The organism is Stanieria cyanosphaera PCC 7437 (assembly GCF_000317575.1).
GTDB lineage: Bacteria > Cyanobacteriota > Cyanobacteriia > Cyanobacteriales > Xenococcaceae > Stanieria > Stanieria cyanosphaera.
On record NC_019748.1, the window covers coordinates 4750848 to 4774177 of the forward strand.

The following is a 23330-nucleotide window of genomic DNA, read 5'->3' on the forward strand; positions in this document are numbered from 1 at the left end:
TATTATAATTAAAACAATCCCACTCAAAATTTTTATACCAAGTAAAATAGTAACGCTTATAATTGTTAACCTGGAAGAATTTTAGCACCTGTTAATTTCATTAAAATCTTTAGCCTACTCTTGACAAGAATTGCGATCAATTACATAAACTTTAAATGCCCAATCAAGAATTGATTCTGAACATATAATAGCTTGCCAATGCTCTTTCCAATTAGAAGATAGTTTTAAATATTTAAATCTAATCAAGTAAACCAAGTAACGAAATTTGTGAATGACATATCTAGAAAATAAATATCTTTTGTATTGAGATTTATTGTTAAAAAAATTTAATGCTTTGATTTGTGGAATTTCTGCTAACTTTCGTTTTTGATGAGTATTTAAATCTAAATAATCATTTGCTAATCTGATAATTGTATCAATTTCATCATTAAATTCAATTATAATTTTTGAAAACCAAACTTTTGATTCTAAAGCCAATCTACTAGCTAAATAACCTGTTAAAATCCCTGAACCAATACTTTTACTAGCAACTGTTAAATATTTAGTTAATGACTCGCTTAAATTTAAAGATATTTCATTTTCCATCGCTTGAAATAAAGTTTCAATTGCCGACAAACCAATCGGATGATTATTAGGCATTAAATTAATCATTGTCTTTTTGATTTTAGCTAATTCATGGTTCTTAAATGATTTACCAACAAGATCGTAGAGATCGTCTAACTGAAAAACTAGTTCAACAAGTTTATAAATATTTTTAAAATCTTCTTCAGAAAGAGTAATATGATATTGCTCTAAAATATGTTGGTAAAGTTTTACATAAGCTAAAACACTATCTTTATTCATTTTGTTTTACCGAAGACTTCACTTCTTTAGATTAGAATAACGAACGTATCAAGAATACTGCTGATAACTTTGAACAATAGTCATAAAATTAATTAAAAGCGATCGCTGATGCCTTGGTTTAAATCAGTTAATTTTGTTTAGGATCATAAAGTTTTAAAGCTCAAAAAATATTTCTAATCCATAATTAAGATAGATAATTTTAAATTTCAAGATAAAAGTTTTTAACAAAAGCACAGATTAGGTCAAATGTTATTAATGTGCTGAGGAGAAGCTTGAACGTGAAAAAATAATCAAAAAGGCAAATATTAATCAAACAAGTGTTTGCCGAATATGAGTTTGTTTTGAATTGAGACATAGCTCAGACATTAACATCCGATCTAACTCTGTAAGGAGGATGTAATGAATAGCAATTCGACTAACTCCAATAATGAGGAGAATCAATCTGCGGTTTTTCAATTAACTAATAATGATACTAGTGATTATAGTCCGCAAATCTCAGGTAACAAAGTTGTTTGGCAGGGCGACGATGGTAACGATTCTGAAGTTTATCTCTATAATCACGATAGTGGAACTGTAGTACAACTCACTGATAATGATACTAGTGATTATAGTCCGCAAATCTCAGGCAACAAAGTTGTTTGGGAAGGCTACGACGGCAAAGATTCGGAAATTTATCTCTATGATGGCTCTCAAACCATTCAACTGACTAACAATGATATCTATGAATCTAGTCCACAAATTTCAGGTAACAATGTAGTTTGGTCAGGCTACGATGGTAACGATTCAGAAATTTATCTCTATGACGGGACTCAAACCATTCAACTGACTAATAATGATACTAGTGATTATAGTCCGCAAATCTCAGGCAACAAAGTTGTTTGGGAAGGCTACGACGGCAAAGATTCAGAAATTTACTTTTATGATGGTACTAATACTAACAAACTAACTGTCAACGGTACAGGCGATTACAGTCCACAAATCTCAGGTAACAATGTAGTTTGGTCAGGCTACGATGATAACGATTCGGAAATTTATCTCTATGACGGTAATCAAACCATTCAACTGACTAATAATAATACTAGTGATTATAGTCCACAAATTTCAGGTAACAATGTAGTTTGGTCAGGCTACGATGATAACGATTCCGAAATTTATCTCTATAATGGCTCTCAAACCATTCAACTGACTAATAATAATACTAGTGATTATAGTCCACAAATTTCAGGCAACAAAGTTGTTTGGGAAGGTTACGATGGTAACGATTCAGAAATTTATCTCTATGATGGCTCTCAAACCATTCAACTAACCAATAATGATACCAGTGATTATAGTCCGCGTATCTCAGGTGACAAAGTAGTTTGGCAAGACTACAACGGCAACGATTCGGAAATTTATCTAAATTTTAATCCTTTTCTTGTTCCTGGAGAAATTCAAGGAATTAAATGGCATGATCTCAATGGAAATGGTCAGCAAGATGCAAGTGAACCTGGTTTAGAAGGTTTGACAATTTACCTAGATCAAAATCAGAATAGTCAACTTGATCAAGGAGAAGTTTCTACTGTCACGGATGCTAACGGCTTTTATTCCTTCACCAATTTACACTTTGGTAATTACACAGTTGCTGAACAACTTCCACCTAGATGGCAACAAACTTATCCTGTTGGAGTTGAATACGAATGGTCTGATAGTACTCAACCAGGAGGTATTTCTTTTAACTGGGTAGATATCTCTTCTGTTGGTACAAAATTGAATTTGGGTGATGACGATTACGCAGAAGTTGCCTTACCGTTTAACTTTTCTTTCTATGGAGAAGAATACAACAGCATCAAAATTTCCTCAAATGGATATCTTACCTTTGGCAAGGATGCAACAAATTACTACAACTCTTGGCTTCCGAGTTCTTATGATGCTAATAATTTGATCGCACCATTTTGGGATGATTTAAATCCCAAGGTTGGAGGCTCGATTTACTATTATTACAATCCAACAGAAGAACAATTCGTTGTTCAATATCAGGATGTTCCTCGTTACGAAGTTGAAGGTTCTTTAACTTTTCAAACTATTCTGAACTCTGATGGAACTATTGTCTATCAGTATGACAACCTGAATGCCACTTTTAATAGTGCCACGGTTGGTTTAGAAAACGCTGATGGTACAAAAGGAACTCAAGTAGCATACAACGAGAACTATTTGAATAATGACTTAGCTATCAGTTTTAGCCCCGTTATTAATCCTAAAAATTATACAGCCCATGAAGTCTCTATTGGTACTGGCGAAATCATTAAAAACCTTAATTTTGGCAATCGTTTAACAGGAATTCGGATCGAAGCCGAAGATTACACCAAATATTACGATACTACTACTGGTAATATAGGTGGAGTTTATCGCAATGATGATGTCGATCTTGGTGTTTCTGAAGATGTTGGTGGCGGATATACTGTAGGCTGGATTGATTCGGGAGAATGGTTAACCTATAACGTTAATATTCCTGAAACTTCTACCTATCAGTTGTTTGCCCGTGTTGCTTCTGGACTAGATAGCAATCACAGTTTGAGTGTTTCCATTGATGGACAAACTACGACGTTAAATTTTAATGGTACAGGTGGCTGGCAATCGTGGTCTGATGTCGCAGGTGCAAACCTTAATCTAACTGCTGGTAATCACGAACTGAAACTAGATTTAGGAACTTCTGGTTTTAATGTTAACTACATTGATTTAGTTCCCGCAGCAGGAATTCGGATCGAAGTTGAAGATTACACCAACTATTACGATACTACTGCTGGTAATATAGGTGGAGTTTATCGCAATGATGATGTCGATCTTGGTGTTTCTGAAGATGTTGGTGGCGGATATACTGTAGGCTGGATTGATTCAGGAGAATGGCTAACCTATAACGTTAATATTCCTGAAACTGGTTTGTATCAGCCTATTGTTCGTGTTGCTTCAGATGTAGATGCTACTCATAGTCTCGATATTTCCATTGATGGACAAACTACGACGTTAAATTTTAATGGTACAGGTGGCTGGCAGTCTTGGTCTGATGCGATCGCAAAAATTCTAAATCTAACTGCTGGTACTCATGAACTAAAAATTAATCTGAATAGTTCTGGTTTCAATCTTAACTACATTGACTTGCTTCCATATATTGATTTAAATTTAGAAAGCGATGTTGCCACAGACACACTGCTCGGAAATCTCGCTCAAACTTCTCTAGTAGGCGATTCTAATAACGATTTGCTGACAGCAGAAAATGATTCGGATCATCTTCTTAGTGGTAGTCAAGAAAAAGATGTCTTTGTATTAGGTAATGTTTTTGAGCCTTATTATGCTGCTAAAGGTTGGGAAGATTACGTTCTCGTTACCGACTTTGCTAGCGGTGATGTTCTTCAACTTCATGGTAGTGCCGATAACTATTATCTTGGTGCTTCTCCAGAAGGTTTACCCAAAGGAACAGCCATTTTTTGGCAAGGTTCAGCAGATGAAGCGATCGCTGTGGTTGAAGATGTTTTAGATCTTACTATAGATAGCAATTCCTTTGTTTTTATCTAAATTTGAAATAAATTAGTTAAAAATTGCTTCAGCAAAAGTGAGGAGTTCACTCTATTCGCTTTTGCTTAGAATTTAAACATAATTACTCTATTTCGCAGCATCAGATTCTTTTGTTTGATCTTTCATGACAATTATCCCCATAAAAGCAAAAGTTCCACCAATCAAACCTAAAATTAGCCAGAGTAAGAAATTATAGCCTTTGTGCTTGGCTAACAACGCTGCGATCGCACCAATAAAGCAGTGAAAGATTAATAGCGGATAGACGGCCGGATCGAGTGAGAAGTTTGACATCAAAATTATTTCTATACTGAGGAATTATAGTAATAATATAACGATGATGATAATTTAAGCTATTTAACTAATAATTCAGGCGATCGCAGCAAGTGAATTTCTTTGGTCAATCTTATCAAACAACTATAATGTTAACAACTAATCAAAAAATTGATAATTTAACAGTAACGCCTTTTGCTCAAAAAATTGAGTCTCCTCTACAGAAACAAAAAATTACTGTATTACAAATTAATTTAGGCAAAAAATGTAATCTTGCTTGTACTCATTGTCATGTGGAAGCAAGTCCAAAACGCACTGAAGAATTATCTCCAGAAATTTGTCAACAATTAATTGAAATAATTAATCTTTTTCCTCAAATAGAAACAGTAGATTTAACTGGTGGTGCGCCAGAGATGAATTATGGTTTTAAACCAATAGTTGAAGCAGCTAAGCAAGCAGGTAAACAAGTTATTGTTCGTTCTAATTTAACGATTTTTTTTGAAGCTGGATTTGAAGATTTACCTCAATATTTTGCTGAAAATAAATTAAGGGTAGTCGCATCTTTACCATGTTACCTAGAAACCAATGTTGATAAACAAAGAGGCGCAGGAGTTTATCATAAATCTATTCAAGCTATTCAAAAATTAAATCAATTAGGTTATGGCACAAAACCAGAATTAATTCTAGATCTAGTTTATAATCCTGCTTTACCGAATCAGAACAAATTTTCTTTAACTCCCGATCAAAAGAATTTAGAACAGGATTACAAAGTATATTTATTAGAACAATTTAAGCTTAAGTTTAATCATTTATTTACTATTACTAATCTTCCAGTAGGAAGAACTAAACAATATTTACAAAGACAAAATTTAAAAGATTCGTACCTCAAGTTTTTAGAAAGTAATTTTAATGGAGTTACTGTACCTAATTTAATGTGTATCAATCAACTTTCAATTGATTATTTAGGAAATGTTTATGACTGCGATTTTAATCAGATGGAAAATTTAGCTGCTACTGATTTTAAAGGTAAAAAATTAACTATAGATAAATTGTTAGAAGCAAAAAGTTTAGATGTAATTAATCAAATTAAAACAGCTAATTATTGTTATGGATGTACGGCTGGAAATGGCTCTAGTTGTGGCGGTTCTTTAGTAAAATAATATTTACATAAAAAATTTGTAGGGAGAATTCATGAATTTTCCCTACAGGCAATTGAAAAGTAGCAATGTGAATATTTTTAAGACATTAGTTTAGAGACTCGTATTTCTAAACTTTTAATCACAATATAAATAGAAGGAACTAAAAACAAAGTTAAAACTGTTGCAAACAGTAGTCCTCCAAAGACAGCAGTACCTAAAGACCAACGACTAGAAGCACCTGCACCAGTAGCAATTACTAAAGGAAAAAACCCAACTAAACTAGAAATTGCGGTCATTAGAATCGGACGAAAACGTTCTCTTCCAGCTTTAATTGCTGCCTTAACTAAACCTAGTCCTTGTTCTCTTAATTGGTTAGCATATTCAACAATTAAAATGGCATTTTTACTAGCCAAACCAATTAACATTACTAATCCAACTTGACAGTAAATATTGTTATTAATGATCGGCCAAATACTACCCGTTTGAAGTAGATTAGCTCGAAACCAAATAGCTGCGATCGCACCAAAAATAGCTAGAGGAACAGTTAACATAATAATCAATGGATCGACATAGCTTTCGTATTGTGCAGCTAAGACGAGAAATGCCATGACTAACCCCAGGGCAAACACTAAAGTAACTTGACCGCCTGAATTAACCTCTTCTAAAGCTGTTCCTGTCCATTCGTAACCCAATCCAGGGGATAAGGTTTGAGCAGCAACTTCTTCCATTGCTCGAATCGCTTGTCCTGTACCGTATCCAGGTGCAGGAGAACCTTGGATATTAATAGAGCGAAAGAGATTATAGTGGTTAATAATTTGTGGGCCTGTAAATTCTTTCAGTGTAACTAAGTTATTGAGCGATATCATTTGGTCATCTTGAGAACGAACATATAATTGACCGATATCATTAGGATTGGAACGAGCATCTGATTCTGCTTGCACGTAGACTCGATATTGTCTTTGTCCGAGTACAAAATCATTGACGTAACTAGAACCCAAATAGGTTTGTAGGGTAGAAAAAATATCATCAATATTAATATTAAGAGCTTTAGCGCGATCGCGATTAACTTCAACTTCAATTTGGGGAGTATTGGCTGCAAATTGAGTAAAAGCTGCACCTATTTCTGGTCTTTGGTTGGCTGCTGCTATTATTTGGTTAGCATTTTCAACTAATACAGATAGAGGTAAACCGCGACGATCCTGAATTTGCATTTCAAATCCGCCAAAGCTACTCAATCCTCTTACTGGTGGAGCGTTGATAGCAAAAGCTCTCGCGCCTGTAATATTTTGAAATGCACCATTAACCTGACCTAGAATAGAATAGACTGATTTAGATTCGCCCTTTCTTTCTGACCAGGGTTTGAGTTTGGCAAAGACAAAACCACGATTACTACCATTGCCACCAAAACTAAAACCAGAAAGACTAAAGTAATCTTGAACTTCTTCAATTTTGTCTATTTCTGCACTCACTTGTTCCATTATTTCTTGAGTGTAGTTAAGAGAAACTCCATCAGGAGCTTGAACAATGGTAAAAAAGTAACCTTGATCTTCTTCGGGAATAAATCCTGTAGGAACGAGATTGTATAGAAAGATCGTAAAGATAAACATAGCAGCAAAAGCAGCTACAACAATATATCTAACCGATTTTCTAGTTAAAAAAGTAATGCTTTTGGCATAATTAGTTTCAGTCCAACCAAAACCCTGATTAAACTTATTAAAAAATGAACCTAATAAACCTCTACGTTCATCTTGGGGACTTAATAATACACCCGACATCGTGGGAGTAAAAGTCAAAGCATTGAAAGTAGAAAGTGCGATCGCAAAAATAATAGTTAAAGCAAATTGTTGAAAAATTACTCCTGTTGAACCAGGAAAGAACGCAACAGGCAGAAATACTGCTATTAAAACTAAAGAAGTTGCAATGACTGCTCCACTTAACTCATTCATAGTGTCAATCGCAGCTTGAACAGGTTTGATTCCCCGCTCAACTTTTGTAGCGATCGCTTCTACTACCACAATCGCATCGTCAACTACTATTCCTGTAGCCAATACCATCGCAAACATGGTTAAAGTATTAATTTGGAAATCAAATGCCAAAAGAAAAGCAAAAGCTCCTACCAAACCAACAGGAATCGCGATCGCAGGAATAATCGTTGTTCGCCAATCTTGCAAAAAGATAAAAATAATTAGGACTACTAAAGCAACAGCAATAATTAAAGTCCAAACTACTTCTTCTAAAGAAACTTCCACAAATTCAGTAGTATCAAGGGCAAGCTCATAAGTCAAGCCTGGAGGAAAATCTTCCGCCAATTCTGCTACTTTCGCGTTGACTGCTTTAGCAACATCGAGGGCATTACTTCCAGGAAGTTGAAAAATACCCAACCCAATTGCAGGATAACCATTATATTTAGCAGCAGTATCATAATTTTCTGCGCCTAATTCCGCTCTGCCGATATCTTTGAGTCGAACTAAACCTCCCTCTTCACCAACCTGAATTACCATCTCCTCAAATTCATTAGCAGTTTCATACCTACCCTCTGTGCGTAAGGTAAACTCATACCTTTGATCTTCAGGTGCTGGTTGTTGACCAATTTTTCCTGCCCCCAACTGAACATTTTGTTCTTGCAGGGCATCAACCACATCTTGAGCAGTTAGATTTCTCGCTGCTAAAGCAGCAGGATCGAGCCAAAGACGCATCGCATAACGACGTTCACCAAAAATTCTCGCTCTACCTACCCCTTCAACCCGTTGCACTTGATCCGCAACATAAGTATCTAAATAATTACTCAAAAACAAGTCATCATATTCGCCATTTTTGGCATAAAAAGCGATCGCCATAAGTAAATCTGGAGAAGACTGAACCACACTCACCCCAGTTTGTCGAACTACACTAGGCAAACGAGGTTCGGCTAAAGCAACTCGATTTTGAACATTGACTTGAGCCAGATTGCGATCGCTTGAGACGGGAAAAGTAACATTAATCGCACTAATACCACTATCATTAGTACTAGAAGAAATGTACTGCATCCCCTCCACACCATTGATTTCCCGCTCAATAATAGTAGTAACTGCATTTTCAGTAGTTTGAGCGTCTGCCCCAAGATTAGTAGCAGAAACCTCAATCTGAATTGGAGCAATTTGCGGTAATTGAGAAATCGGCAACAAAGGAATTGCGATCGCTCCTATTAAAACAATAATGATCGAACAAACTGTTGTTAAAACAGGTCGCTTGATAAAAATATCGGCAATACTAAGTAACATGATTATTTAAAAGTTAGTTTAATAGCTATTCAAATCAAGAGAGGCAATAGGTGCGGTGATTTGATTAAATACTAGGTTTCTCCCCCTCTCCCTCAATTATTCTTGCTAGTCAAAGACTCTGGATTAATCGGAGTCCCATCAGATAAATTTAAAATCCCCGATACTACTAATTTTTCTCCTGCTTCTATACCAGAAATAACTTGATAAGCTTGTCCTTGAATTTCACCTAAAGTCACAGGTTTTTGTTTAGCTACTAATGTAGTTTTGCCATCTTCTCCTGTTTGTTCCTGGGCAACAAAAACAAAATTTTGTCCAGCAATTCGGGAAACTGACTCAGTAGGAACTAAGACACCTGATTGTTGCGACCAAATTACCCTAGCTTTAACAAATTGTTCATCAACTAAATTGCCATTGTTAGGAAAAGTTGCCTTAGCTAAAATCGATTGTTGAGTACGATTAACTTGAGGAGCAATAAAACTAATTTTACCTCTAACATTAGCTTGACCGGATTGATCGACAATTTCGACTGGTAATCCCGGTTTTAATTGAGATGCCTGTTCAATCGGAACATTCAAATTCAACTCCAGAGTGTCATTTTGAGTAATATTAGTTAATTCTTGTCCAGCCTCAATATAATCTCCTACTTTGGGAACAATATTACCCACTACACCGTCAATCGGAGCAACCAAACGGTTATAAGACAAATTTTCTTGAGCTACTCCTAATTGAGCTTCAGCCTGATTTTGAGCAGCTTTTTCTCGGTTGATTGCTGCCTCAGCAGCTTTGATTCCTTCTTGGGCAGCTACTAGATTTTTTTGTGAAGCATTAAGAGCTTGTTCTAAAGCATCTTGTTGAGCTTGAGCCGTTTTCAAATCTCGGCTACGTTCATCCAAAAGTTGTTTAGATTCTGCGCCTTCAGTAACCAAAAATTCAACTCTCTTTAAATTTTCCTGAGCCAACTCTACTTCCGCTTCTTGCTGACGTAGATCTGCTTGTTTTTGAGCGACATCTGCTGCTGCTGCTGCCTCTTGTGCTTGAGCAGTTCGCAACTGTGCTATGGCATTATCGAGATTAGCTTTTTGGATATTAATATTAGATACTGCTGCATTAACCTCTTCTTGCGCTTCTGTTAATTGAAGTTGAATTAAAGGTTGTCCTTGGCGAACTGCTTCTCCTTCTGTAGCCGAAATAGAAACTATTCTGCCATCGACTTGAGAAGCTAAAATCACTCTTTGTTTAGCCGTTAAACTACCAACAAACTCAGAACTATCTCTAATTGCAGCACGTTCTAAGTTTTGCAGTTTTACTGGCACTGCTGGAGGTTGAGTTGCTTGAGGAGGCTCTTGTTTGCTACAAGCAGCAGTTAACAAAGTTACTGTGACAATTAGAGCAAATAACCTACCCCTAACCAAAGGTCTGTCATTCATTAGTTATTTATTACTATTAATAATATTTACAGTTTATAAAACTTAACTTTTATTTGCTAACTTAAAATAAATCAAAAATCCTGAATTTGCTATTCACCTTTAGAAAGATATTTTGTCAACTGTGATTTAATCAATCTTGGGCTTGATAATATTACCCGAACAGACCCCAAAAAATCTTGCAAGTTTTTGCTATTTTTAATAAGTTCTTGCTATTTGTAGAATTTTCAAGACAAATTAATTTACAATAAGCTTTTATTTTAATCTAAAATTATAAAGCGATCGCGTAATTGAAAAATTATTATTCAGTACTTATGGTAGAGGTAAACACAGTTCAAAATTGATATAAATTTACATTAGTGATTCTAAATTTATAGGCAAAAAGATATGGCTATATCTCTACAAAAAGGACAGCGAGTTTCACTAGAAAAAGTAGCACCTGGACTAGAAGCGGTTTTAGTAGGTTTAGGATGGGATATCAATCGAACAGACTCAGGTGTAGATTTCGATTTAGATACTTCTGTTTTCCTGTTGGGAAGTAATGAAAAGATTTTGACAGAAAACCATTTTATCTTTTATAACAATCCCAAAAGCCCAGAACAACCTCCTTCGGTAGAGTATATGGGAGATAATAGAACAGGACAAGGAGAAGGGGATGATGAAGTAATTCTAGTCAACCTTACCAAGATACCAAATGAGGTTGAAAAACTAGTATTTACAGTTACGATTTATGAAGCAGATCAACGCAGACAAAACTTTGGACAAGTACATAATGCATTTGTAAGACTTGTAGATGTGAAAACCAAACAAGAAGTTTTGCGCTATGACCTAGCCGAAGATTATTCCATTGAAACTGCATTAATTATGGCAGAGCTTTATCGCAAAGATGGTACATGGCGAATGAGTGCAGTTGGCGCGGGTTATCAAGGAGGATTAGAGGCTTTATTAAATCGCTACCATAGTTAAACAATGACGATTAATTTACAAAAAGGACAACGCATTTCTCTGAAGAAAGAAGCTCCTAATCTGACTAGACTTATGTGTGGTTTAGGCTGGGATGTAGCCAAAAAAGCTGGTGGTTGGTTTAGTTCTTCTCCTAATTTTGATTTAGATTCATTTGTAATTTGTTTAGATCAAAATCAAAAGTTAACTGATAAATCAGACATTATTTATTTTGCTAACTTGAGACATTCTTCAGGGGCTATTACTCATTTGGGAGATAACTTAACTGGCGATGGACAAGGAGATGATGAGCAAATTATTGTAGATTTGCCCAAAGTTCCAGATAGACTAAGTAAGTTGCTTTTTTTAGTTAACATTTATGAAGCCCAAAAAAGAAACCAAGAACTTTCTCAAGTAGACAATGCTTTTGTCAGATTAGTTGATTTGAATAATAATCAAGAAATTGCTCGTTATCAACTTTCTGGAAGTCAGTATCAGAATAAAAATGCCTTAATTTTGGGAGAAGTTTATCGACATGATAGTGAATGGAAAATGGCAGCTATTGGAGAAGCTTTTCTTGCCAAAGGAATAGGAGATATTGCTAAAAAATACATCTAAAAACTAGATTGATTTTAAAGTTGATAAATAACTAATAGCTGCTTCTAATCTTGAAGGATATGATTCAGCAAGCTCATTAAACCACATACCTTCGTCCGAATTAGGATCGAGGTTTTTTAACCATTGTTCTGCTTGTTGAACTAATTGTTTGTGCTGTAATTGTTTTTGCTGTTCTTGAATAATAATTTCTTGTTTATTTCTGTTATAGTTTAACTGCTCTTGAGCTTGCTGATGAGTTTGTTTATTTTTGTACTGAGCTTTGATTGACTCAAAAGATTCATTTAGTTGTGAGTTATTTTGAATAATCTTAGTATTTTTTATTTTAGCTGAAGATAAATTTTGCTTCTGTTGGTATTGTTGTTTAATTAAATCAAGAGATTCATCAACTTGAGACTGAGCTTGAGTTATTTGATTTCGATTAGGTTCTTTTGACTTTTTATTTGTCTTTAATTCAGATTTAACCTCATCAAGCAAATTTCCTATTTCGCTACTATAATTTGGGGGTAAACTATCAGAATCCTTATATGTAGATTTTAATTCATTTAATAAATTATCTAAGTTTTGCTCGGAGTTCATCGTCAAAAATAATTTAAATTTAAAGTTGTTTTAATTTAATTGCTTCTTTCCTAATTATAAAAAATTATCACAACTATCAGTAGAAGCAATTCATGAATTGCCCCTACTCAAAAAAAATTATCTTAAAGAACGCCAAAAGAACTGAGGTAAAGCGAGCATTCTTTTCCATCGCCAAGGTTCTTGATATAAACGATAAGACCATTCAAGATGGTTATCACTTAACCAAGCAGGTGCGCGAGATTTGTAACCTGACCAAATATCAAAACTACCACCTACACCAATCCAGATAGAATTAGGACAAAGATGACGATTTTTTTGAATCCAAAACTCTTGTCGAGGAACTCCTAAACCCACGAGAATAATTTGAGGTTGTTGTGCTTGAAGAGTTTGTTGCCACTGAGCTTGTTCTTCTGGAGGGAGATAACCATGCTGGGCAATAATTTGCAGCTTAGGGATTTTTTGCTGCCATACCTTAGCTGCTGTTACTGCTATGCCTGGTTTACCGCCATAAAAAGCAACAGAATAAGTTTGAGCTTGATTTTCAAGGCTAGCCAAAAAAGATTCGGCTAATTCTATTCCTGGACAACGTTGTATTTTGTGACCACGTAAACGCAAATAAAAAACAATTCCAGAACCATCAGGAATTACAAATTCGGCATTTTGGATGATTTCGGCTAGCTCTGGTTCTTTTTCTGCCAACATTGCCATCTCGGCATTAAGTGTGACTACATGAGTGCCTAATTGACGATTAAGTCGATTGACTAGCCATCCTTGATAATCATTAAGCAAATGAACTGAGACATTTAATACTGGATAACGAGGCGGAGAAACTAATTGTTCTTGTGAGTGGGACATAATATTCTTAGTTGAATAAAATCTGACTTAAACAAAAAACTCAAATTTTAGGAAATAATTCCAAGTTTTTGTTCAATTTCTGAGTTTAACTGCCGTACCGCTTGCAGTAATCAGTAGTAAAGCACCTTGACTATCGACGTTAATTGTACCTGTATCAATTTCAATTCCGATAATGGCATTAGCACCTAAAGCTTGAGCGCGTTGTTTTAGTTCTGCAATTGCATTTTGCTGTCCTTTTTCAAAAACTTTTTCATAGCTACCAGTACGACCGCCGATAATATCTCGAATTCCAGCAAAAAAGTCTCTTAAGGCATTGGTTCCGTAAACGACTTCAGCAGTGACAATACCTAGATAAGCTTCAACAGTGTAACCTTGAACAAGATCAGTAGTAGTAACTATCATGGGTTGAAATTTTTAATGATTATGAAATTATCGTATCAAACTGCTTTGCCTACTCATGATGCTTTTTGTTCAATCAAAGCCAATATTTGAGCCAAACAAGCTGAAAAAATGACAAGTATTTTTAGAATTGAATATCATTGATCAAGAATTATCGGGCTATTTGTTGCCATTTAATTGAGTCTTTAAGTATATTTTCTGAGTTTTTTCAAATCGTTTTGTCATACTATGACCACAAGAAGTAAGCTAAAAAACAATTAAACCAATGAACCGCTATTCACTGTTAAACAGATTTCAAGGTGCGTGGCTAGGTAGTGCGATTGGGAAAGCTTTAACTAGTAATTTGCAAGCATCAGATTGGCAAAAAATAACTTATGCTCAAGCTTCTGAAGGAATGTTAGCTGGTGAAAAAATAGCTCAAATTCTCTGCAACTGCGAAAGAATTGAACAACTCGATTGGCAAAAAATAGCTTTGGAACTAGAACTGGAAAAACTAAGTCATTGTAGCGAAGAAGTAATTTGTGCAGTTTTACCGTTAGTGCTGTTGTGCCATGACAACTTATATTTGTTTAAAGAGCAATGGCAACGATTATCGTTCTTTGCTCACCATTGTATAGAAGTTAAAGAAGCTATTTACTTTTTCAGTAAAGCGATCGCTTTGATTTTAAGAGAAAAATTAAATTTTACTGACGGTTTCGACTCCATTATATTAGATGTAGGAGAGCCAAGAGCTTTTTTGGTTAAACGGTTAAATCAAGCTCTAATCCTGTCATCTCAGGGTAAAAGCTTACAAGAAGTGGTGGAGGAGTTAGACCAAGAAGATCAAAGTCATCCGATGCAAAATGCGATCGCTCTAGCTTGGTATTGTTTTCAATCTAGTCCAGAAAATTTTTCTCTTTGTATTCGTCGAGCTATGAATACAGGTTCTCAATGTTTAACAGTGGTTGTTCTTACAGGAGCTTTGGCGGGAGCATATAATGGTAGAACTGGAATTCCTCTTAGTTGGCGTTTGGCAAGTCAAAACAATGGATGTTACCGAAGGCTCGAACAAGAATCTCAACGTTTACTTGCTACTTGGTTAGGGATGTATCAGCCAAATCTTGAGACAATTTCTACATCAATTGTTGCTGCTGCTGGAGTTATTCAACCACGAGCTTCTCTAAAAATAATTTCTCAACAGGAGCAACCAACCTGACAAGACATCCTCGACGTTTCTCCCTCTCAACAAAATTCTAATTTATTAAAACAATAAATTTTTTTCTTTCACTCTTGGTTACAATACTACTTCTAGATTTTTTAAGACGCAATTTAATTCAAGCAGTGCCAATGTTTTAGATCTCCACCCATTATGAAAAGCTTGTCTTTATTAACTGAACAACTTGAAGCTTGGCGACACAAACATCAAAACCGATGTAATTTAAATTTTTGGTGGAGAGCCAAAGCAAGCAACAAACAACTTACGGTAGTCTCGCCTCAGCAACTCTCTCAACAACGAACTATCCGTCGACGGCATCGTCAAAGAAACGCTCTAGTAATTTTATTAGTTTCTTTAATTTCCCTTACTAGTGTAGTTGGTTATCGTTTTTATAATCAGCCTCAGTTAGCTGTAGGTACAATTGCTCCTGTAAAAATTGAGGCTCCTCATGATGGACAATTTGAAGACCAAAAAACTACTACAGAAAAACGAAAAGAAGTTCAAACTGGTATTGTACCTATCCTCAGAAATAATCAAGTTGTTACTGGACAAATTAAATTAAATTTAGCTAAATATCTGGAATATATTGAACAAATTCGCCAATTATCTGCTCCTTTTCCTTTTTTAGACCCACAAAAAATTTCTACAGAAAGTCAACACTATCTTCGTTCAATTTCAGAAGCAGAATTAGATACAATTTTAAAATTTGTTGAGAATAAGCAACCATTCACAAAATCACTGCAAGTTAACCCTGAACTAACTAAAGTAGTGACTGAGCTACAATCTTATGCTGATAATCACTCATTAGAAGAATTTGAAGCTTTAGCAGCCAAAATTACTTTAGCTCGTTATCGTTATGCTCAAGCTTGGAAAAAACTTGAAGCTAAACAAATTAATCAATTTAATGAACAGGAAATTAATACTTTAATTAATTTAAATAATTCGGTTTGGGCAACTACTAAAACCAGTATCATGCAAGCAGCAGAAAGGATTCTCACTCAAGGAATTCCTCCTGGTATGCCTTCTAATTTGCTTGAAGAAGCAGTTAATATTCAACTAAATCCAGAAATACCTCCTCAAACGGCTCATTTAGCTAGTAATTTACTACTTTCAGTTTTACAGCCTAATTTGGAACATGACCGTGAAGCCACTAAAACTATGGCAGAAAAAGCTGCTTTAGCAATTGAACCAGTAGTGGTAGAAATCAAACAAGGAGAAGTCATAGTTGATCGCGGGGAAACTATTACTCAAGCTGATTTTGTTCTTTTGGATGGTTTTGGGTTGAGTCGTCGTACTACCAATTGGACTGGTTTAAAAATTTCGGCAATTCTGGTAACAACTTCTGTATTTACTTTTTTATTAATTCAGCAGCGAATTCATCGTTCTTTACGTCAGCGAGATTATGTTTTGCTTTGCTTGCTGAGTTTGAGTTCGCCAATTATGGTCATTCTCAACGTTCCTTATAATAATTTACCTGCTATTGGTTTATTGGTTAGTAGTTTTTACAGTCCTGCCTTAGCTATTTGTCAGATTAGTTTGTTAACAGGATTGTTAACTTTTAGTAGTACCAGTATTAGTTGGGAATATTTACTAGCTAGTACAGCAGGAGGTTTATTAGCAGCAGCGATCGCGGGAAAATTGCGTTCTCGTGAGGCATTGGCAAGATTAGGCATTATTGTTGGTCTTACTCAAGGTGGAGTTTACCTGTTTACTAATTTGATTGTTAGTGCCACTCCTACAACTATTTGGTCTGTCGTTTTGCCTGGAGCGATTTTTTATGGTTTAACTGGTGTCGCTTGGAGTGTAGTTGCCTTGGGAATCTCTCCTTTTTTAGAGCGATTGTTTGATGTGGTTACTCCTATTCGTTTGGCAGAACTTTCTAATCCTAATTTACCTCTCCTCAAAAGATTGGCAACCGAAGCACCAGGAACTTTTCAGCATACGATGTTTGTCGCTTCTTTAGCGGAAGCTGCTGCTAGAGAATTAAATTGCAATGTTGAATTGATTAGGGCTGGTACTCTGTATCATGATATTGGTAAAATGCATGATCCTCTAGGATTTATCGAAAATCAGATGGGAGGTCCTAATAAACATGATGAAATTGATGACCCTTGGCTTAGTGCTGAAATAATTAAAAAACACGTCACCGAGGGTTTAATCATGGCACGCAAGTATGGCTTACCTAAAGCAATTCGCGATTTTATTCCCGAACATCAAGGTACTTTACTTATTTCTTATTTTTATTATCAAGCTAAACAGATTGCAGAAAGACAAAGCACGATAGTTTACGAATCTGATTTTCGTTACGATGGTCCGGTTCCTCAATCGCGAGAAGCAGGAATCACGATGTTGGCTGATGGTTGCGAAGCTGCTTTGCGATCGCTTAAAGATGTAACTCCTGAACAAGCTTTGAGTATGATCAAAAAGATATTTAAAGCTCGTTGGCAAGACCAGCAATTAGTAGATAGCGGTTTAAAATATGAGGAATTACCAGTAATTGCTGAAGTGTTTATTCGAGTTTGGCAACAATTTAATCACAAGCGAATTGTTTATCCTAAAGGTGCATTAGATGCTAGACCTTCAAATGGAAAGTAAAAAGTAAAAAATTTTCAGGTATTCAACTAAATAATACTAAATCCGATTAATAAAGTACACTTATTGGTTAGCAGTATAAATTAGCCTAAAATCTTTCTGCTTTCTACCTCGATGCGCTTGCGTCCTTTGAGGTTTCCTCAAAGGCGGTCGCATCGCTACCTTGACTAACTTTTTAAGTATTGTATCCAAACAGGATTTAGTATGATTATGACTTGAATTTGATATTTAATCTGATTGAAAATAAATTAGTAACTTTCAGTCTTTAGATAGATTTTAAATAAACTAAACTTTAACTAATTTAAAATCAATTTCAATAAATATTATTAGCGAGAATTATTTTGTCTTTAGGAATTATTTTTCAACTTAGTTTAGTTGCAATTTTAGCTTTTTATGTGGCTTGGAATTTGGGAGCTAATGATGTTGCTAATTCAATGGGAACTTCGGTAGGCTCAAAAGCAATTTCTCTCAAACAAGCCTTAATTATTGCTGGTATTTTAGAATTTACTGGTGCTATTATTTTTGGACATGAAGTATCAGCTACCTTAGCTACTAAAATAGCTAATCCAGATCTTTTTAGCGACCAACCTCAACTATTTGTGTTGGGAATGGTATCAGTCTTAATTGCCTGTGGTTTATGGTTACAAATTGCTACTAGCAAAGGTTTACCCGTCGCTTCTTCTCACGCTGTCGTAGGAGCGATCGCAGGTTTTAGTTGGGTTGCTGTTGGACAAAATGCAGTAGATTGGAGCAATATTGGTTTTATTTGTTTAGGTTGGTTGGTTACACCTATAATTAGTGCGATTATTGCTGCTTTTTTTTATAACTTGCTGCAAAATTATTTATTAAATACTTCTGATTCTCTTACCCGTTTACAAGAATGGATTCCTTGGTTAAGCAGCAGTTTAGTTGCGATTTTTAGTGTGATCGTTTTACCAAGAATTTGGCAAGAAAATATCTTTCAATCTTTTCCACTTCCGCTTCACGATCTTTCTTTATTAGTTGGGGGAACAGGCGCGATCTCTATTAGTTGGTTTAGTTGGCAGCAGTTAGAAAAAGCTAAACAAAGCCATACAGAAAAAAGAGCAGCTTTAGAAAAAATTATGGCAAAATTTCAGGTATTTAGTGCCTGTTTTGTCGCTTTTGCTCATGGTTCTAATGATGTAGGTAATGCGATCGCTCCTTTAGCAGCTATTGTATATGTGTTTAACTATAATACTGTTCCCATTAATGGGATTAATATTCCCGCTTGGATTTTAATTCTTGGTGGTTTAGGAATTGTAGCTGGTTTAGCTGTTCAAGGTAAAAATGTTATTACTACTATTGGAGAAGATATAATCACTCTTGTTCCTAGCAGTGGATTTTGTGCCGAACTTGCCACAGCTACCACAATTTTGTTAGCTTCTCGAATTGGTTTACCTGTTTCCACTTCCCATGCTTTAGTAGGTAGTGTAGTTGGGATTGGTATATTGCAGAAAACTCAAAAAGTTCAATGGCAAACAATTAAATCAGTTATTCTCGCTTGGGTAATTACTCTACCTGCTGCTGCTATTTTAGGCATAATTAGTTTTAGTCTCTTGCGCTTAATCACACTCACCAATTATCAGTAGGGATAATTCATGAATTATCTTTACACCAATTCTAGTTAACCATCAAATATTAACTAAATTATTATGAATATCTCTACAAAAAATAAACCTGCTTCAATCAGCAACCAAGAATTTTTATTAGGAAAATCTTTAACTCAATTAACCGACTGGGTACAACAACAAGGACAACCTGCCTATCGTGGTAAGCAGTTACATCAATGGTTATATCAAAAAGGAGCGCGATCGCTCTTGGAAATTTCTGTTTTTCCGAAACAATGGCGGGAATCGATGGCAAATTTTCCGATTGGGCGTTCTACCATTGATTATCGCAGCATTGCACCCGACCGCACTCGCAAATATCTTTTACGGTTGCAAGATGGTTTAACCATTGAAACCGTCGGTATTCCAACTGATAAACGTTTAACTGTTTGTGTTTCTTCTCAAGTTGGTTGTCCGATGGCGTGCGACTTTTGTGCTACAGGAAAAGGTGGTTATACCCGCAACTTACAAGCTAGTGAAATTGTCGACCAAGTTCTCACAGTTCAAGAAGATTTTGGGCAAAGAGTTAGTAATGTCGTGTTTATGGGCATGGGAGAACCCTTAATTAATCTCGAACAAGTAGTAACCACAGTGCATTCTCTTAATCAAGATGTAGGCATTGGACAAAGAAATCTAACAATTTCAACGGTAGGATTACCTGGCAAAATTCGTCAACTAGCTCAACATCAATTACAAGTTACTTTTGCGGTTAGTCTTCATGCTTCTAATCAAAAATTACGAGAACAACTCATACCAAGTGCCAATCATTATCCTTTAGAGCAATTATTAGAAGAATGCCGAGAATACGTCACTATTACCAGTAGAAGAATAACCTTTGAATATATTCTCCTCGCTGGTGTCAATGATCTACCCGAACACGCAGAAGAATTGGCTCGACATTTACGAGGTTTTCAAACTCATGTTAATCTTATACCTTATAATCCAATTCAAGAAGCTCATTATCAACGTCCTAGTCAACAGCGAATTACTCAATTTACTCAGATTCTGAAGCAAAGAAAGATTGCTGTTAGCGTAAGGTATTCTCGCGGTTTAGAAGCTGATGCTGCTTGTGGGCAGTTGCGGACATCTTTAAACGAGATGCGCTAAAATCGGCTGTAATTCCTGGGGCATAGGCTTCAATTACTCTGGCTGTATCCAAACATTGTATTAATAAATAATCACAACTACCGCAGGAAGTCCTTCTGATCCGACTTTGGGTACAGTGAGATCTTTCTGCCAAATCTCCACAGTTAGGGCAACGAATTATTTGTAATTTATTCATTTTTTTTCCTCGATCAACAACAACAATATTCATTTTTTATTGATATTTGTTTAATTATTTTTTGATTTTATTTTTAATAAACTGTTTTATTATAATTGCTATTGTTTTTTTGATCCCATTTTTTATTAAAACTTTTTCAGCGATCCCTGTCGTTTAAACTACTAATTCGATTTTTTTTGACAAAATCAACCTGAATTAATTTCGTTAATAAAATTTACTGGGTAAGTTTGGTTTATTATCCTAAAATTCCTGACTTGCGGTAATATTCCGAAAGTTGTATTTTTTGTAAATTCAAGCCTAAGAGCGATCGCGGTAACTATGGAATTTGAATGGCAAACAGCCAAAACTTATGAAGATATCCTTTATCAAAAATGGGATGGTATCGCCAAAATCAGTATCAATCGTCCTCATAAACGAAATGCTTTTCGACCTAAAACTGTTTTTGAAATGTATGATGCTTTTTGTGATGCCAGAGAAGATAGTTCTATTGGTGTGGTTTTACTCACTGGGGTAGGCCCTCATACTGATGGTAAATACGCTTTTTGTGCGGGAGGTGATCAAAGTGTGAGAGGAAAAGCAGGTTATCTTGACGATCAAGGAGTTCCTCGTTTAAATGTTCTCGATCTACAACGTCTGATTCGTTCTCTTCCTAAAGTAACTATTGCCTTGGTAGCTGGTTATGCGATCGGAGGTGGTCATGTGCTTCATCTTTTATGTGATTTAACTATTGCAGCAGATAACGCTATTTTCGGACAAACAGGACCAAAAGTTGGCAGTTTTGATGGCGGTTTTGGTGCTAGCTATTTAGCTCGGATTGTCGGACAAAAGAAAGCTCGAGAAATTTGGTTTCTTTGTCGTCAGTACAACGCTACCGAAGCTTTATCAATGGGTTTAATTAACTGCGTTGTTCCGATACAACAATTAGAAACAGAAGGAATTAAATGGGCAAAAGAGATTTTAGAAAAAAGTCCCATTGCCATTCGTTGTCTCAAAGCTGCTTTTAATGCAGACTGTGATGGACAAGCTGGTTTACAAGAACTAGCGGGTAATGCAACTTTGCTTTATTACATGACAGAAGAAGGAACGGAAGGAAAACAAGCATTTTTAGAAAAACGCCCTCCTGATTTTCGTCAGTATCCTTGGTTACCTTAATTTCAAACTAGATAGCGTTTCTACATCAAACTGATTCAATTTATTTCACTATTTGAACCTTTATTTGTTACTTAAATAGAAATGCTATCAAACTAAATTTGTAGTTGTTTTCTCAATTTTTTGTTTTAAAAACCAGAATACTTAACTTTTGAGTCGCACCTAAAAATCTTTAGATTGGATGCGACTCTACTTTAAATTTTTTTCAACAAATGAGTTTTATTAATGATCTTAAAAATGGGAATTGACTTAAACTAATTTTTATTTGGTAAGAGCTTTTTGATATCGACAGTTATGTTTTCAGAATGAGTTGTTTCAACAGCAGAAAGTTGACTAGTACAATTTAGTGAAAACGTGTTTTCTAAAAGTAATATTTCTTCAAGATTGTCCCAAGGAGAGTCAAAAGGAGAAGAAGCTAGTGAACAAGCAATCCAATTACTTTCAACTGGTACTCCTAACCTCTGGCAAGAGCCTCCTCTACGCCCTTCTGAATTGTAATAACGGCAATAACGACAAGCAGGAGTATTAAAACTTGCTTTTTTCATTGGTTTTATTAAGCTCAAACTGTTTAACCCACATCTCTATTTTGCTTAAAGCCAAAAGTCCTAATTATGCAATTCCAACTATTATCCTGTATAGCTTTTAGCGATCCCCAATCCCTATTTATTTTTTATATTCTCTTTATTATTGGTTAATAAACAGATACAAGCTTTTAAATTTAGTAGTGGTTAATACAATTAGTTTTAGGTAGATCTAACTATAAATAGTTTCAAATTGATAGGGATCAAAGTAAATTGAATTATTTTAAGTCAATCTTGATTTTTTTTTTGTTGTTTATTTGCTTCTAAATTAGCTGTAAGATGATGAGATTGAGCAGCCCATTTCTGGCTAATACAATGGCAACATAATTGCCAACGTTCTAGTTCTCCTATGGGAGTTGGGCAACTGCATTGAGGACAAGCAGGTAACCGCTGCGATCGCTCTTGCAGAATTTTTTGCCAACGTTGCACGGCAGTGTTAAGGTCTTTAGCTGGAGTAGAGTTAAGAATATTACTTTCAGTTTGACTAATTTCAATCTGGCTGGGATGAGATGATTGGGTAGAATTGCTTGGTGAATTTTTGCTTTGATACCAATGTTGAGGCGAATAACGAATGTCTTTGAGAACAAAAGATAATTGATGATTGAGTTTTTGAAGTAAAGAAAATCTTTGTAAAGATAATTCTTGTGCCAAACTATAACTGGAAATAGCCACCCAAAGAATTTGCCTGGAAATATATAAAGGGCGGGTATGTTGGACTAATTTTTGGTCTATTACTTCTTGCCAACAGTTCATCACTTGGCGATACTGTTGATACTGTTCCCAACCTGGTTGTTGTTCGAGTAGGGCAATAATGCGATCGAGGGAATTAAAAGACATCAGTTGATACTAAGTTGCGCTCTAATATGTCATTCTGAATGGAGCAAAGCAAAGTGAAGAATCTCGCAAGATACTTCGCTTCGCTCAGTATGACAAAATTAGACTTTTGACTCCAACTTAGTATAAGATAATTCAGAATTAGTGAGCTAACTCTATTGTTCAATATTTCAACTACAAAAAAGGGTAAGCTA

The 23330-nt window shown here is 35.4% G+C and carries 19 protein-coding genes; 9 read left to right on the plus strand and 10 right to left on the minus strand.

Annotated features, from left to right (window positions below; genetic code table 11):
* Positions 1 to 114 precede the first annotated feature (114 nt).
* Entirely contained in the window at positions 115 to 843 is a 729-nt protein-coding gene (locus STA7437_RS20800; RefSeq protein ID WP_015195357.1) for a hypothetical protein, read from the minus strand.
* Between the two features lie 399 nt (positions 844 to 1242).
* Between STA7437_RS20800 and STA7437_RS25085 the strand changes: the two genes are divergently transcribed.
* A complete protein-coding gene (locus tag STA7437_RS25085; RefSeq protein ID WP_015195358.1) occupies positions 1243 to 4392 on the plus strand; it encodes a carbohydrate-binding protein in 3150 nt (1049 codons plus the stop codon).
* An 87-nt stretch (positions 4393 to 4479) separates the two neighbouring features.
* Here the strand turns inward: STA7437_RS25085 and STA7437_RS20810 are convergent, their stop codons facing one another.
* Complete coding sequence (locus tag STA7437_RS20810; RefSeq protein ID WP_015195359.1) at positions 4480 to 4683, minus strand: hypothetical protein; 204 nt, start codon at positions 4681 to 4683, stop codon at positions 4480 to 4482.
* A 128-nt stretch (positions 4684 to 4811) separates the two neighbouring features.
* Between STA7437_RS20810 and arsS the strand changes: the two genes are divergently transcribed.
* Positions 4812 to 5822 (plus strand): arsenosugar biosynthesis radical SAM (seleno)protein ArsS, encoded by a 1011-nt coding sequence (arsS, locus tag STA7437_RS20815; RefSeq protein ID WP_051036077.1) that lies wholly within the window; start codon positions 4812 to 4814, stop codon positions 5820 to 5822.
* Positions 5823 to 5899: 77 nt separating this feature from the next.
* Here arsS and STA7437_RS20820 read toward each other — a convergent pair whose 3' ends face one another.
* Together STA7437_RS20820 and STA7437_RS20825 are read right to left on the minus strand one after the other, a co-directional pair.
* Positions 5900 to 9061: an efflux RND transporter permease subunit gene (locus STA7437_RS20820; protein ID WP_015195361.1), complete on the minus strand. Its 3162-nt coding sequence runs from the start codon at positions 9059 to 9061 to the stop codon at positions 5900 to 5902.
* A gap of 92 nt (positions 9062 to 9153) precedes the next feature.
* On the minus strand, positions 9154 to 10488 hold the full coding sequence (locus STA7437_RS20825) for an efflux RND transporter periplasmic adaptor subunit (protein ID WP_015195362.1): 1335 nt from the start codon (positions 10486 to 10488) through the stop codon (positions 9154 to 9156).
* Positions 10489 to 10872: 384 nt separating this feature from the next.
* Between STA7437_RS20825 and STA7437_RS20830 the strand changes: the two genes are divergently transcribed.
* Positions 10873 to 11451 carry a TerD family protein gene (locus STA7437_RS20830; protein WP_015195363.1) on the plus strand — a complete coding sequence of 193 codons (579 nt, stop codon included), beginning with the start codon at positions 10873 to 10875 and terminating at the stop codon, positions 11449 to 11451.
* A gap of 3 nt (positions 11452 to 11454) precedes the next feature.
* Positions 11455 to 12045, plus strand: coding sequence for a TerD family protein (locus STA7437_RS20835; RefSeq protein ID WP_015195364.1), 591 nt, complete (start codon positions 11455 to 11457; stop codon positions 12043 to 12045).
* 3 nt (positions 12046 to 12048) lie between these two features.
* On the opposite strand, the gene STA7437_RS20840 is transcribed toward STA7437_RS20835, so the two are convergent.
* The 3 genes from STA7437_RS20840 to STA7437_RS20850 form a co-directional block, all read right to left on the minus strand.
* Positions 12049 to 12621 carry a salt stress protein, Slr1339 family gene (locus STA7437_RS20840; RefSeq protein WP_015195365.1) on the minus strand — a complete coding sequence of 191 codons (573 nt, stop codon included), beginning with the start codon at positions 12619 to 12621 and terminating at the stop codon, positions 12049 to 12051.
* 117 nt (positions 12622 to 12738) lie between these two features.
* Entirely contained in the window at positions 12739 to 13476 is a 738-nt protein-coding gene (locus STA7437_RS20845; RefSeq protein ID WP_015195366.1) for a WecB/TagA/CpsF family glycosyltransferase, read from the minus strand.
* A gap of 72 nt (positions 13477 to 13548) precedes the next feature.
* On the minus strand, positions 13549 to 13878 hold the full coding sequence (locus STA7437_RS20850; RefSeq protein WP_015195367.1) for a YbjQ family protein: 330 nt from the start codon (positions 13876 to 13878) through the stop codon (positions 13549 to 13551).
* A gap of 262 nt (positions 13879 to 14140) precedes the next feature.
* Here STA7437_RS20850 and STA7437_RS20855 point away from each other — a divergent pair, with 262 nt between their 5' ends.
* The 4 genes from STA7437_RS20855 to rlmN all read left to right on the plus strand — a co-directional run bounded on the left by STA7437_RS20855 (position 14141) and on the right by rlmN (position 20397).
* Positions 14141 to 15070: an ADP-ribosylglycohydrolase family protein gene (locus STA7437_RS20855; protein WP_015195368.1), complete on the plus strand. Its 930-nt coding sequence runs from the start codon at positions 14141 to 14143 to the stop codon at positions 15068 to 15070.
* A gap of 153 nt (positions 15071 to 15223) precedes the next feature.
* Positions 15224 to 17665: an HD family phosphohydrolase gene (locus STA7437_RS20860; protein ID WP_015195369.1), complete on the plus strand. Its 2442-nt coding sequence runs from the start codon at positions 15224 to 15226 to the stop codon at positions 17663 to 17665.
* Between the two features lie 338 nt (positions 17666 to 18003).
* A complete protein-coding gene (locus STA7437_RS20865) occupies positions 18004 to 19272 on the plus strand; it encodes an inorganic phosphate transporter (protein ID WP_015195370.1) in 1269 nt (422 codons plus the stop codon).
* Between the two features lie 63 nt (positions 19273 to 19335).
* Positions 19336 to 20397, plus strand: coding sequence for a 23S rRNA (adenine(2503)-C(2))-methyltransferase RlmN (rlmN, locus tag STA7437_RS20870; protein WP_015195371.1), 1062 nt, complete (start codon positions 19336 to 19338; stop codon positions 20395 to 20397).
* Here rlmN and STA7437_RS25615 read toward each other — a convergent pair.
* Entirely contained in the window at positions 20318 to 20605 is a 288-nt protein-coding gene (locus STA7437_RS25615) for a hypothetical protein (RefSeq protein ID WP_015195372.1), read from the minus strand. The genes rlmN and STA7437_RS25615 overlap by 80 nt on opposite strands.
* A gap of 285 nt (positions 20606 to 20890) precedes the next feature.
* On the opposite strand from STA7437_RS25615, the gene menB reads away from it, so the two are divergent.
* The gene (gene menB / locus STA7437_RS20875; protein ID WP_015195373.1) at positions 20891 to 21724 is read left to right on the plus strand and encodes a 1,4-dihydroxy-2-naphthoyl-CoA synthase; all 834 of its coding nucleotides are present in this window, start codon (positions 20891 to 20893) and stop codon (positions 21722 to 21724) included.
* A gap of 251 nt (positions 21725 to 21975) precedes the next feature.
* On the opposite strand, the gene STA7437_RS20880 is transcribed toward menB, so the two are convergent.
* Together STA7437_RS20880 and STA7437_RS20885 are read right to left on the minus strand one after the other, a co-directional pair.
* Positions 21976 to 22266 carry a hypothetical protein gene (locus STA7437_RS20880; RefSeq protein WP_015195374.1) on the minus strand — a complete coding sequence of 97 codons (291 nt, stop codon included), beginning with the start codon at positions 22264 to 22266 and terminating at the stop codon, positions 21976 to 21978.
* A 264-nt stretch (positions 22267 to 22530) separates the two neighbouring features.
* Complete coding sequence (locus STA7437_RS20885; RefSeq protein ID WP_015195375.1) at positions 22531 to 23139, minus strand: DUF721 domain-containing protein; 609 nt, start codon at positions 23137 to 23139, stop codon at positions 22531 to 22533.
* Positions 23140 to 23330 lie beyond the last annotated feature (191 nt).